Source organism: Intestinimonas sp. MSJ-38 (genome assembly GCF_018917925.1).
GTDB lineage: Bacteria > Bacillota > Clostridia > Oscillospirales > Butyricicoccaceae > Pseudobutyricicoccus.
In genome coordinates this window covers 64,879-77,610 of the sequence record NZ_JAHLPO010000008.1, presented here as the reverse complement: position 1 = coordinate 77,610, position 12,732 = coordinate 64,879, and the positions used below count along the sequence as shown (strand labels likewise).

Genomic DNA, 12,732 nt, shown 5'->3' with positions numbered 1-12,732 from the left:
CAATTCCTTGCGCCCTCCGGCGCGGTCTGCTATAATTTTTCTTGAAAGGAGGCATCACTATGGCCCTTCCCGATCAGGAACTCAACACGGTGTTGGACCGTTTCAACCAAAAATGCCTGGAAGACCCGGACTTTGCCCGCCTGGCCCAAGAAGATCCCATCTCGGCCTTTGACGCTCTGGCCAAGGCCCATGAGGCTCAGCTTACAGCCCAGGACGAAGCCGCCTTCCCTTTGGCGGTGCCCGGCCAGAAGCTCTCCATGGAGGAGCTTTCCCAGGTTCTATGTCAGTAGTTCGCAAGCGCCCCGCAAGGGGTGCTTTTTTTCTGCCGGGGGAGAAAATTCCCCCGGCTTTTTCTTTGCATCACTGCGCCATAGCGGTGTATGTATCTTCCAGGCTCTGCCTTACGGTGCGCGCGTTGCCCTGTTCATCTTTGCCGCCAAAGTTTCCTTTGTGAATGGCATAGAGGAAATCCACCATATTCACATTGGCCGCTTCCAGAGAAGCAAATACAGCGGCATACTGTTCGGCTGCAATCATGGTCTCTTCCGACATATTCAGCTTATTTTTGGCCGCCGCTTGCAGCGCCCCGAAGGACAGAGGCGGCAGCATGGCCATCTGCTGAATGGCTCCCTTGAATACAAATACCTGATTCTCCCGCTGCTGCTTCTCCTTTTCCTCCGCTGTACTGCCTTCCCCTCGTATGGTTTTGACAGTATCCCGCATGGACCCTACTGCCCCGATCACATTGGCCACTAATCCCACAATGGCGCCGCCCAGCTTTTTCCCGGCCATGCGGGTGATGCTGGCCGCCAGGCTTGTCAGACTGCCTATCGTGCCCAGCACATCAAAAGCCGTATCCCACCGGCTTTCCGATGCAGCGGCCTTGCTGTTCCTCCGGCCCATTTCCAGCATCTTCAGACTGAGCAACAGTGTTTTTTGTTTGGATTCCAGCTCCGGTTTGGTGTAATCCACCGGGGGTGTATTTTGCTGCTGGGTACCTTGCTGATTCCCTTGGCTCGCATTTTGCTGCTGGTTTCCCTGCTGGCTGCTTTGGTTCGCAGCTGGCTCGGGATTCCGCCCCTCCAAAGCGTCATCGATGAGCGTCATCATCTCATTGCCCGATTTCCCGTTCAGTTTTTTCCCTTGCAGGCGCGCACATATCATGTTCAGCGTCTTGTTGCGTCCGGTATTGCTCCCGTTGATGGTATTTTTCAGCTGGAGACCCAGATTTCTCATATTCTCCTTGGCCCGGATATCCTGCTGATGCTGCACTTGGGCCGTCCGGCTGTTGGCGGCCAGTCCCAGCACATCCCCGGTGACCGACAAACTGTCGCCCACCACGCTGGCCACATTGCCCTTTTTCTCATCGTATTTCTCGCCTGTGGCCAGCTCGCCGATGGAATTGCCGGCGCTGACATAATCGGCAGCATTTCCAATCCAACTGCTGGCATTGGCAGTGTTGGCTACATGATCCCAGGATGACAATTTTCCGGCCGCAGCACTGTTTTTTTTCATTTCCTCAATATGCTGCTTTCGCAGCTTCTGCTGATCGCTCAGCTGCTTGGACTCGACAACTCCTTCCACACTTCCAGCCAGCGCTCCCGCGGTGTCCATAACTGCGCCGATATAGCTGGAAACATCTGAAGCTGTTTTCGATTCCTGGCTTACATTGTTTTCCCCTTTTTTAGCCTCGTCTATTTCCGTTCCACCGGAAACAAAGCTATTGAGGTCCCCTATATCTCCCGCAACCAAGCCAAAATATCCTGCAACTTTTCCCGCCGTATCCCAGCCGCTGTCTTCCGTCTCCAGCAATTTCTGGCCGATTGCGCTGCCAGCCACTGCCTCGTTCTCCTGCTGGATGCTCTGGCCGCCGGCGGCTTTGTTCATCTGGGCTGCTGCCTGCATGAACAACTCTCCGGCATCGCTGTTCAGCATATGGAGCACCGGCTGAGAAAAAGCTTTGCCCTGCTGGTTCTGATCCTTCATTTTGCTCTGCTCCAGACCGAAATCCAAGGCCTGGGCAGCCTGATCCAGATCACTATTGGCCTTCCCCAGCTGATCTTTCACCTGCTGTGCCTGCTGCACAGCTGTTTTCTGTTCTTCACTCTGCTCTCCCAAAGAGCTCTGAGCAGTGTTAAAAGCTTCTATTTTCTGCTGAACCTGGGTGCTTTTTTCCGCTATCGTGCCCTTGAGAGCCGCCAGATCGGTTTTTTTCTGATTGAGGTTTCCCGTGTTCAGGCCCCTGGCTTTGGCAGCCACCGCAATGCTCTGAAAGGTTCCTACTTCCGTGATCGTCCGGTTGGCCCGCTGGAAAGTGGCGGTTCCCTGCGTCGTGGCATCCTTCATCTCCTGGAAAGCCTGATTCCGGCGCTCTTCTTCGGGAGATGGCTGATTCCCTTGCTGATTTCCCTGATTCCCCTGGCTGCCTTGGTTTCCCTGGCCGCTCTGGTTACCCTGGTTCCCTTGATTTCCTTGGTTCCCGGTGGGGTCCCGGTGGATGCCTCCGTCTCCGGCGGCCACATGAGCCAGCTCATGGGCGATCAGATGCTGGCCCGCCTGGCTGTGGGGGTCATAATTTCCCTGGTTAAAATACAGATCTTTCCCCCGAGTGAATGCCCGGGCCGAAATCTGTTTGCTGGCCCGGGCTGCTCCGGCGCCGGTGTGCACCCGCACCTGGGAAAAATCGGCGCCCATGGCCTGCTCCATCTGCCCCTGCAGCCCTGCGGGCAGGCTCTCTCCCGCCCCGGCCAGATCCAGATTGGACAACTGTGCCTCGCCACCCGGGGAAAAACTGCCGCTTCCTTCCCGAAAAATGCCGCCGCCCATCACACTGTCGGCCGTCTGCCGGGCATTTACTTCCGCCCCGTCCCGGCTGTCGGACACCTGAAACAAGGTGGTTCCTCCTTGGGGATTCTGGGGCGCAGGGAATGTGTTCCTTTCTTTCCGCTCGTCCTGTGCGAACATGGCTGTCACCTCCTGTTACTGGGCGCTTTCACCCAGGGCCTGCTCCAAAGTGATCTCTCCCCGGCACAGAGCCTGGGCCTTTTTGCCGATCTCCTCTGCCTGCTGCAAGAAGGCGAACACCGCCGCCTGGAAATGGGCCCCTTCCAGGGCGATGGTGGGCTCCAAGGCGGTGACATATTTCATGCTCAGGCAATCCTGGTACACAAAAAGGGTGCCCAGCAAAAACCGGCTGTTGCATTCTTTGGCAAATCGCTCCATCTCCTCCAGCTTTTCCGGGCAGGGCTCTGTGAGAGGGAGAAAGAGCTGAACAAAGGTGGTGGACACCTGGTCTTTGTGAGTGGGCAGCACATGACAGGTAACGGAGAAAGAAGGGTTTTCCCCTGTGGGGACGATCAATCCCACGGGCAACCCCTGGGTCTCCTCCGCATCCAGTTTGCGCACAGTGAGGCCGATGGGCTCCAGGGCTCCGTTGATCTCATCCAACACATCCATACCGTACATCAAAGAATCCTTATCCATAAAAGGTGCTCCTTTCCCATGCTTGTTTATCCGTTCAACGCTCTACGGCAGGAGATAGCCATATTCGCCATAATCCTCCCGGAGCATGATCTTTCCCTGTTTAGCCATTTCAAATTGGGTGGCCCTGAGAATGTGTTCCATCCCCACCGGCACATCCTTCCGGGCGGCCATAAAGGCGGCCACCAAAGCGATGTTTTTGATGCTGCCGCCGGTGATGGAAAACTGCCGGGCCAGATAATCCAGATCCACATCCTCTCCCAGCGGGGTCTCCTGAGGGAAGATCCCCTTCCAGATGGCCCGGCGGGCCTTTTCATCGGGGAAGGAAAAATGGATCACATAGCTGATGCGCCGGAAAAAGGCGCTGTCGATGTTTTCCTTATAGTTCGTCGTCATGACGGTAATGCCGTCGTATTCCTCCATTTTCTGGAGCAGATAAGCGGTTTCCAGGTTGGCGTTTTTGTCGTGGGAATCCTTCACCTCGGTGCGCTTGCCCAGGATGGCATCGGTCTCATCGAAAAACAGAATCACATTGGATTTTTTGGCTTCGTTGAACACCTGGTTCAGATTCTTCTCGGTCTCGCCGATGTATTTGCTCACCACCTGGGACAGATCCACCTTGTACATCTCGATGCCCAGGTCGCTGGCCACCACCTGGGCCGCCATGGTCTTGCCGGTGCCCGGCGGTCCGGCAAAGAGCATACTCACCCCTTTGCCATAGGCCAGGCGCTTGTCAAAGCCCCATTTGTCATAGACCACATGCTGATACCGCACTTGGTCGCAGGCCATGCGCAGCATTTCCTTTTCCTGCTGCCCCAGCACCAGTTGGTCCCAGGTATGACGGGCATAGATCAGGGTGGCGTGTTCTCCCAGCTTGTGGCTCACCTGGTGATAGGCGGCCCGGGTCACATCCCGCCGCCCCAGGGGACCATGAAGCCGGGCCTCCCCAGCCGCCCGTTGGCCGGTGCCTACGATCTGGGCAGGGGTAAAGGTGAATTTGTTGGCCATCTCCGCCCCGTCCACCGGCTCTTTTAGCGGCAGAGCAGAAAGCTCTCTTTGCCACAGGGCGATGCTGGCCTTTTTGTCCGGCAGGGCAATGGGCACTTCCAGCCACCGCCGCCCCTGGGACAGCTCCAGAAGGTTTCCCTCCTCTCCGCAGAGAAGAAGCACCGCACCGGAGAACATCCCCGCCATATCCAGCACCTGACGGGCGGTGTCCGGCTCTTCCAGCAACGCGTCCAGTTGGCGCAGCACCAGCAGCCCCTGCACCAGGATGGTCTCCCGGCCGGCGGTGCGCAGAGCGTCGAAGAAATCTTCCCGGCGCATCTGTGGAGACGGAACACAGGAAAAGATCACCGCCGGGATGCCCAGCAGCTGGGCCACCCGTTTGGCTCTGGTGGTGCGCCCCACGCCGCTGGGGCCGCGGAGACACAAAAGCAAGGGTTCTTTTTCCTCCCCGTCTCCGGCGATGGTCTCTGCCAGGTGCTGAGCCTCTTCCTCGCCCCACAAAAGGGCCTGCCCATTCTGAGGGAGGAAGGTTTCCGCCACTTCCCGTTCCAAAGGCTCCCGACCATTCTGGAGCAAAAAGTCTGCCATGCGTTTGTCCAATGTGCCGTCTTTTTGCAAAAAAGCATAGAAGGCTTTTTTCTCCAGCTGATGCCGCTGCCGGTGATAGCCGGGCACATCCTCCGGCCCCCGGGCCAGGTGGAACAGTTTGAGGGCCATATCCAGGCTGGGGCCGGTTTGTCTTCCCTCGCCCCGCCATTTACCCAACAGAGGGCCAAAGGTCTCTTCGTACCGGGGCAGCAGATAAAGGATCAAAGTGAACAGTTCCAGATCGGTGAGGCGGAACAGCTCCCGTACATACTGGACGGCCAGAAAATCCCCACGCTTCACGCTGGCCGAAACCCGGGCATCCATATGAAACAGACTTTTGTCCAGATCCTGCACCCATTTTTCCCGCCCCGCTTCCGGCATGGGCTGGTTTTTCCTCTGCCCATAGAGCCTGTTCCAGCCGTCCAGCGCTTCCCGGACCCAATACACCAGGTCCAGAAGATGCTCTTCCGGCTCTTCATAGGGTGCAGCAAAGCAATCCGGGTCAAAATACCGACGAAAAAGGGATTCCATAGCCATGCCTCCTTTCGGGAAAAATCAGGGATTCTGCCATCAGGGCACCTGGTGCTTCATCTGCCCCGGCATATTGATGCTGATGACGCCCCCCCAGGCACAGGTGAGCTTGGAGGAGTCATTGAGAGCGGGTTTGTTGGCAATGAGCACTGTGGGACAGCCCGGAGCCCAGGGAGCCGGGATCACCGGCACACAGGGCATGGGAGTGAGCACGCCCATGGCTGCCGCTGTGGCCGAGGCCACCGTGGGGTTGGACATGGAGGTGCACATGCCAAAGGGCATGATGTTCTTCATGGGCACATTGTCCATGATGGTGGCCGCTGGCATATTGGAAGTCAGGGTCTTGTTTTCCGGTGTGACCACTAGGCTGGAGGGAGCCATGCCGAAGGAACACTGGCACATAGCGCCCATGCACACTTGATTTCCCATGCTACTGTTCCTCCTTCAACGGAATGGTACAGGACAGGCTGGGAGAGGGGGCTGCCGTTTGCAGCGTGGCCTTTTTACTCCCCAGCGCAAAGTGGAGCTCCCCATCCTCCTTGGGAAGAAAGGCTCCGATGGCCGGCAAAACGACCTTGCCGTCTCCATCGGTCTGGAGACGCCACAAGGGGCACAGCAGTTCGCCCTTGTCCAGCTCCTGCTCCAACGGTTTCCACAGCTGAAACAGCCCTTCCCCCTCGTCGTAACCGGTGAACAGCACTTCTTCTCCTGTTTTCTTCCCCCGGTAGTGCTGAAACAGCAGGCCTTTCCCTTTGGCGGCCACCTTCACCTGCCAGGCTCCCCGAGGGGCCTTTTCCAAAAGCCGCAGGCCGCCTGCGGGATTGCCCAGCATCACTTCCACGGTTTCCCGCTGCACCGGCTCTTCTTCCACCAGAAACCGCAGATGAAAACAGGCGATTCTTTGCAGCAAAGGCCCTTCCGGGCTGTGCTGCAAAATAACCACTTCGGGGAAAAATTCCGGCCGGGCCGGGAGAGTGCGCTGCACCGGCAGATACCCGGGCACAGTCATCTGATAGGTATGGGACAGAATGGGCAGATTGGAAAACACATAGGTGCCGTCGGGCTTTGCCACAAAAGGAACTGAAGCCCCATCCACCAAAAAAGAAGCCCCTTTCACTCCCTCTTTGCTGTAACCGTCTACCAGCTGAAAGGCCGCCGACAGCCGGGCGATGGTCCTCATTTCCGTTCCTCCTTCTGTCGGGTGCCCAGACGCACTTCCCGCACTCTGGGCGCAGGCATGGTGGTCACAGCCGATTCCAGCTGCACCGGGCCCACTTTGTAAAAGACACTCAGCTTGTAAGACTCATTGAACATGGTCCAGATCTTGGTCTTTTCCTCCAGCTGCATGGGCACATTGCTGATGCGGATGGCCTCTCCGGCGGCCCGGAGAGCCGGGGGCATATATTCTTCCGGCAGGCGTTTGTTGTCCTCCAGCACCTGGATCACCCGGCCCATGATCATCTGCTCGTCCATGGTGCGGGTCTCTTTTTCCGCCTTACTGGCCACCGAGATCATCATGGACAGATTGAGGGACACCGGAGGATTGGTCATGGTGCCGTCGGGGCGCATCACCGGCCCCACGCCCCGGGCCTCCCCCGATTCCGAAATGTCATACAAATGGACTCCCACCACAAAATTTCCCCGGTCGTGGGGGTCGCACACTCCGATCTGCTCCCGCTGCTGCACCAGTTCGGGCACCAGCTCGGCCTGAAGCAATTCCACAATGGTGCGGCTCACATCGGAGATCACCGAATATTTCGCCATGTGTTTCTTCCTTTCCCTCGATTCACTAGGCTGCGTAGATCAGCTGAACAGATCCCACCTGCATCCGGGCCATGCCCCGGCAGGACAGCAGCGCATCCAAGGGGATGTACTGCTCATTATCAAAGACGATGGCCGGCACTTCCAGCTTTAAAAGCCGGTCGTTCCAATAGGCATCCCCCAGTCCCAGGGTCACTTCCAGCACCCCATAGGGACTCTGGATGGCCAAAGTGCAGCCGTCGGCCATTTTCACCACCTGTCCTCCCAGAAAGGAGGCGGCGTCTGTCAAAGAAATCATAATACAGCCGTTATAGGTGAATATCGGCTTTGTCAAAGCCAGTGTTCCTCCGGCCACCACCAGTGCTCCCGGGTCCATGGCCTGGGCCAGGTTGGCCTTCTGGGCAATGGCCTGGGACTGAGTTTGCAGGGTTTCCCGGTTTTGGGAAGAAAGGCCCTGATAGCTTCTGGCAATGGAGGATGCATGGGAAGAGATGGCCTTCTGGGCCTGCTCCACTCCCTCTTCCTCCAGGAATTCCCCATCAATCAATCCCTGGTACAAAAGAATGGCCGCCATGTGACCGCTCTGGGTCCCGGCCTTCCCCCCGTCCAAATAGGTGATGGCGGCGTTGGCCAGCTCAAACAGCTCTCCGGTGCCGTCATAGCCCAGGTCTTTCAGCATCTGGGCCGCCCCAGCGTCCACCTCGCTCTCCAGACAGCGGAGGACTTCATCCGAATTCATGCCGCTGTCCACCGCTTCTCCCAGGGCACTGAGCCCTTCGTTCATCCCTTCCAGCTGGGTGAGGGAATTTTCCAGCTCCTGCTGCTCGCTTTGCAGCTGATACAGGCGGATGGTCTGCTCCAGATAGGTGCGCAGTGTGCCCTCCGGGTCACCCAGGGCAATGAGCCGGTCGATGGAGGTTTTGACGCTCTCCCGGTTTTCCGCCTCACCCATGATGGCCAGCAACTCATCCCGCAGCTCTTCCAATGTGGGCTCCGGCTCCTGAGAGGAGGCAGGGTCTCCATTCAGGCCCTCCTGGGCGCTTGTGTTCTCATCCGGGCTGGTTTCCTCCCCTTCCAAAGCAAAGACCAGGGCGGGAAACAGCAGTCCACTGAGCAGCACACCCGAAAGAAGCAGACTGCCGCCTCGGGCCAAAAGCCCCTGTGCTTTTTTTCTGTTCATCCCCGCACCTCCTTTAATAGCCGCCGCATTCCACAGCGGCGATCTGATCCTGGGCGCTATAGTACACTTTGATGTAGTAATTGCTCATCAGGTATTTGTCCACCCGTCCCTTCTCCGGCACAGAGAGGGACAACTGGGATACGGCCTGGATGCGCTCTTGGGTCAGGTTTCCCGTCAGGGTGGTAAACCGTGTCCCCAGCAGTTCTTCCAGCTCTTCCTCTGTGGAAGCCGGGGTAATGCCCAAAAATCCCTGGTTTGCGTCCATGAGCACGAAACGGCAGACCAATGTGCCGTCACCGCCGTCAGCGCAGAGGAAACTGGCCCCCAGATTCAGATAAGACAGCAGAGTATATCCTCCGGCCTGGGTCTGATACCCCGGCGCCCCAAAGGCGGCGGTGATCTCTTCGGTTCCTTTGCCCAGGTAGCTCATATAGTTGACCCCGTCGTCCACAAACTGCCCGGAGTACACCGCAGAGCCAACCTGGTCATAAACGGTACCCGCTCCCTGGCGGGAGCCCTGGACAAACTGGCCCTGGTAAAGGACACTGCCGTTTTCGTCATACAAGGTGCCTTCTCCCTCGTAAAATCCCTGGGAGAAATTCCCCTGGTAGACCAGCACGCCCTCTTCGTAGGCGCTGCCCTGGCCCTCAAAGACCCCGGCGGCAAACTGGCCCCGGTAGGCCACCGTCTCTCCATCTTCTTCATAGAGAACACCGCTGCCCTCCCGGACACCTCCGGCAAAATCCCCCTGATAGACCATTTTGTGGGTTTCCGGGCTGTATTCCATGCCGGTGCCTTCAAAAAGGCCCTGGAGAAAATCCCCTTGATAGATCAGGTTTCCCCCTTCGTCATACAGCCGCCCTTCCCCTTCATAGAGGTTCTGGGCAAAGCCCCCTTCGTAGCGGAGGACATCGTCCGCATAGAGCTTGCCGGAGCCTTCATAGGCCCCCGACTGGAAATCCCCTTCATAAACCAACTGGCCCTGGTTGTCATACTGGAGGGCGCAGCCGGTGAGCTGGCCCTGCTCCACATCCCCCTGATAGATCAACTGACCCACCTGGTTTTCGATCTTGGCCTTGCCGGTATAACCGGCCATTTTGTTGCTGTTCAGCGTCATCGTAGGCGTCCACAGCCGCCCTTCCATCCAGGGATACACAAAGGCGGTAAACACCGTGCAGATGGCCACGATGCCCATGACGCTCAGCCCCAAAAACCGCTTGGAGAGGTAGATGCTGCCAAAGCGCACATAGTCGTCTTTGCTGGCCGGCGGGCGCGTCATGGCCTTCACCTGGGAGCGCACATAGGTATTGAGATAGACCATGGGCTTGGAAGCCAGCTTCAGAAGCCGGGTGATCTTTTTGGAGATGTTGTTGATCTGCCGGCCCACGATCTTGGATATTTGGCTGAAAAAGTTGAAGTTCATCTGCCGTCTCCTCTTGTGTCACACCCCTGGTCAGTTCTGCCGGGCCATGCCCTCCTGGCTGTGGGTGTCGCAAAGCATCAGGTAATACATGGCCACCTGATCCCGCTGGTTTGTCTGCAAAACACTGGCAAAGTGTTTCCGTGCTTCAAAATACCGCTTCTGCTGGTAATCGTGGATCCCCTTTTCAAATTCCTCCCTGGTGATGAGATGAAGTTTCTTTTCGTAGGTATCCATGCCGTCCAGGAACTCATACAGGCTATCCCGGCCCCAGTCTCCGGCGCCGATCTCCCGGCAGCTGAAATAGGAATCTTCTCCGATGCCCTCCACGCCCCGGCGGGTGATGATATACCGGGTACCGATCTCATCCATCAGGCTGTTGAGGGCGTAGATATCCATAATAGTTTTGGAAATGGCGGTGATGGTCTGGCGCTTTTGATTGCCGGCCACGCCCACCAGGGTCTTATCCCGGGAAATGAGAATCTTCAGCTCCACCGGCCGCTCTTCCCGGGCCATGATCTCCTTGAGAGAAATGGCGGTGTTCAGAGCGTCCCGTGTCTGGCCAGGGAACAAGGCCAGCATCCCGGCCCCGTCAAACCGCTGGATGATGCCGCGGTTGATGTCCACCACATCAAAGATCCGATCGTAATTTTCGTTCATCAGGGCAAAGTAATCCTCATTGCCCATCTGCTCCCCCGGTGTGCCGAAGGTGACATAGAGCAGACTCATGTCCTGTACCTGCTGGTCCCGCAGCTGCAAGTCGGTGACCTTGGTCTTACCCAGCAGCTGGAACAGCTCCCGAGGGGTGAATTTGATGTATTCGTTGTTGAGCAGCACCATGTTGGAAATGTACTGACTCAGCTTTTCGGTCATCTGGTTGAAGCTGATGCCGATCTGGGCCAGTTCATCCCGGGAGGTGATTTTGGCCTTGACCCGCCAGTTGCCCCCGCCGATGGCGGCGATGCACCGGCTCAGCTCCTTGAGAGGCCGGAAGGCCCCGATGAGCACCGCCAGCAGCCACAGCAGGCAGCAGAGCACGGCGCCAGCCAGCACGAGAACGGCCGGCAGATTGCTTCCGGCCCACAGAGGAAGTGCGGAATCCTTTTCCGCCCGGGCCTCTACCAGACCCCAGACCTCCCCGTCGTCCCCCCGCAGAGGGATGACATAACTTTCATAGCTTTGGGCGCCTTGAGTGGTCTCCACAGAGCCGCCGTCTTTCTCCGCCAGCTTCTCCACCTGCTTCAAATCCGATCCGGTCAGTTCCTTGTCCAAAGGAGCCAGGTAACTGGCCGAGGAAAAGCCCTCTGTTCCCAAGGAGAACAGGCCATAGAAACTGTCGTCCTCCAGGCCGTAAAGCCGCAGGCCCATTTTTTGGAGGCCGGAAACAATTTGTGCTCCCTGAAATGCCGCTTCCAGATTTTCTTCCAAAGAAGCTCTTTGAAGGGTATTCAAGCGGGAAGGCAAGGTCTCCGGCGCTGCTCCCTCCAGGCTCTGGACAGCAAAGCGGGCCGCCGCCCCCAGACTGTCCTGCAGGTTTTCCCGGCATTGCTGCCGGTAAAGGGTGAGCATCCCACCCAGAAGCAGGGCTGTGACCAGCACCAGCGCCGGAAGGAACTGAAGCAGAATCCGGCAGACCAGCCGGGAAGCTCCCAGCAGCCGGGAAATGCCCCACCAGATTGCCGCGGCCAAGGCCCCGGCCACCAGTGCGCACAGCAGGGTCTTTCCAACCCGCAGCAGATCCCAGCCCTGGTGGATGCCCTCCACCGCCACCGCTTCTTTGCCAAAGCGCAGCCACACCGGATCTTTCCCATCGATAGTGACACCACAGAAATCCCCTGCTCCCACATACTGGGTTTGCTGAAGCTGGTCAAAAGTGATGTCCAGCCGGGCATTTACCGTGTCCTCGCCGCTGTAAAGCCGCTGCGCGGTAAGGGACTGAGGGTCCAGTTGATAGAGGGCACCGGTGCTGCGGCTGACATAATAGACCATGTCCTCCTCATCGGCTGACACCTGGCCAGCCAGAAGAGTGCTTTCCGCCAGGACCCGGGGCTCTTCTTCCTGGGGAGCAATGGCATAAAGCCCGCCCTCCTGGGTGGTATAGACCAGCGTGCCGTCGGAAAGGGCGGCAAAATCCTCCGGTATCAGAGCCTGCTCCTCTTCCCCATCTTCCTCTGTCTCCAAAAAGAAGCTGGACAGGGTCTCCGGGGACGCATCCCCATAGGGCTGGACTTTCAGGATGTCATAACGGCCCTGATCTTCGCAAATGGCCAGAAGGGTGTCCCCCTGCATCTGGAGTTTGCGGAAATAGCTCTGGGTGCTCAGGCCAGAGAGGGCGGTTTTGTCCACCGTCACCACCGCCGCCTGGATGGTTCCGTCGCTTCCGCAGGAAACCACCTCTTCCAAAGAGATCACTTCCTGCCGTTTTCCTTCGCCATCCACCAGCACCTCACAGTGTTCCCTTGTGAGATACAGGGTTCCGCTGTCGTCTGCCACCATATCTCCATAGCGGATGGAAAGGCCCTCCTCATCCTGTTGAGGCAACTGGGTCTCTCCCAGCAGCTCCCCGGAAGAGGAGACCCGCCACAGCTTGCCGTCCTCCCTCAGCAGGGAGAGCTGGCCCTTACCGTCAATGGCATAAGCATCCCAGGATATTTGAGGAACCTTGCCGCTTTCCAAGGCAAACAGAACCCCGGCCAGGATGGCCAAAACCAGGATCACACTTCTTTTCATCCATTTCATAACGCTCTTCTCCTACCGCCGGGCC

The 12,732-nt window shown here is 57.8% G+C and carries 10 protein-coding genes; 1 reads left to right on the top strand and 9 read right to left on the bottom strand.

All coding sequences use genetic code 11. From position 1 onward, the window contains the following. Nucleotides 1-59: 59 nt before the first annotated feature. On the top strand, nucleotides 60-290 hold the full coding sequence (locus KQI26_RS06845; RefSeq protein WP_118426368.1) for a hypothetical protein: 231 nt from the start codon (nucleotides 60-62) through the stop codon (nucleotides 288-290). Between the two features lie 70 nt (nucleotides 291-360). Here KQI26_RS06845 and KQI26_RS06840 read toward each other — a convergent pair whose 3' ends face one another. From KQI26_RS06840 to KQI26_RS06800, 9 genes are read right to left on the bottom strand one after another with little or no spacing between them, the layout of a single operon-like run. Next, a complete protein-coding gene (locus KQI26_RS06840; RefSeq protein ID WP_216503840.1) occupies nucleotides 361-2,964 on the bottom strand; it encodes a DUF4157 domain-containing protein in 2,604 nt (867 codons plus the stop codon). Nucleotides 2,965-2,979: 15 nt separating this feature from the next. Further along, nucleotides 2,980-3,483, bottom strand: a complete 504-nt coding sequence (locus KQI26_RS06835) for a hypothetical protein (protein WP_216503839.1) — start codon at nucleotides 3,481-3,483, stop codon at nucleotides 2,980-2,982. A gap of 42 nt (nucleotides 3,484-3,525) precedes the next feature. After that, nucleotides 3,526-5,607 (bottom strand): ATP-binding protein, encoded by a 2,082-nt coding sequence (locus tag KQI26_RS06830; RefSeq protein WP_216503838.1) that lies wholly within the window; start codon nucleotides 5,605-5,607, stop codon nucleotides 3,526-3,528. 39 nt (nucleotides 5,608-5,646) lie between these two features. Then, nucleotides 5,647-6,036, bottom strand: a complete 390-nt coding sequence (locus KQI26_RS06825) for a DUF4280 domain-containing protein (protein ID WP_118426364.1) — start codon at nucleotides 6,034-6,036, stop codon at nucleotides 5,647-5,649. A gap of 1 nt (nucleotide 6,037) precedes the next feature. Further along, nucleotides 6,038-6,787, bottom strand: a complete 750-nt coding sequence (locus KQI26_RS06820) for a hypothetical protein (protein ID WP_216503837.1) — start codon at nucleotides 6,785-6,787, stop codon at nucleotides 6,038-6,040. Next, nucleotides 6,784-7,371 (bottom strand): DUF4255 domain-containing protein, encoded by a 588-nt coding sequence (locus tag KQI26_RS06815; RefSeq protein ID WP_118426362.1) that lies wholly within the window; start codon nucleotides 7,369-7,371, stop codon nucleotides 6,784-6,786. Before KQI26_RS06815 ends, KQI26_RS06820 begins: the two co-directional genes overlap by 4 nt. Nucleotides 7,372-7,396: 25 nt before the next feature. Continuing rightward, on the bottom strand, nucleotides 7,397-8,548 hold the full coding sequence (locus KQI26_RS06810; protein WP_216503836.1) for a copper amine oxidase N-terminal domain-containing protein: 1,152 nt from the start codon (nucleotides 8,546-8,548) through the stop codon (nucleotides 7,397-7,399). Nucleotides 8,549-8,561: 13 nt separating this feature from the next. Continuing rightward, the gene (locus tag KQI26_RS06805; protein WP_216503835.1) at nucleotides 8,562-9,971 is read right to left on the bottom strand and encodes a hypothetical protein; all 1,410 of its coding nucleotides are present in this window, start codon (nucleotides 9,969-9,971) and stop codon (nucleotides 8,562-8,564) included. 30 nt (nucleotides 9,972-10,001) lie between these two features. Then, nucleotides 10,002-12,707, bottom strand: a complete 2,706-nt coding sequence (locus KQI26_RS06800; protein WP_216503834.1) for a HAMP domain-containing protein — start codon at nucleotides 12,705-12,707, stop codon at nucleotides 10,002-10,004. Nucleotides 12,708-12,732 lie beyond the last annotated feature (25 nt).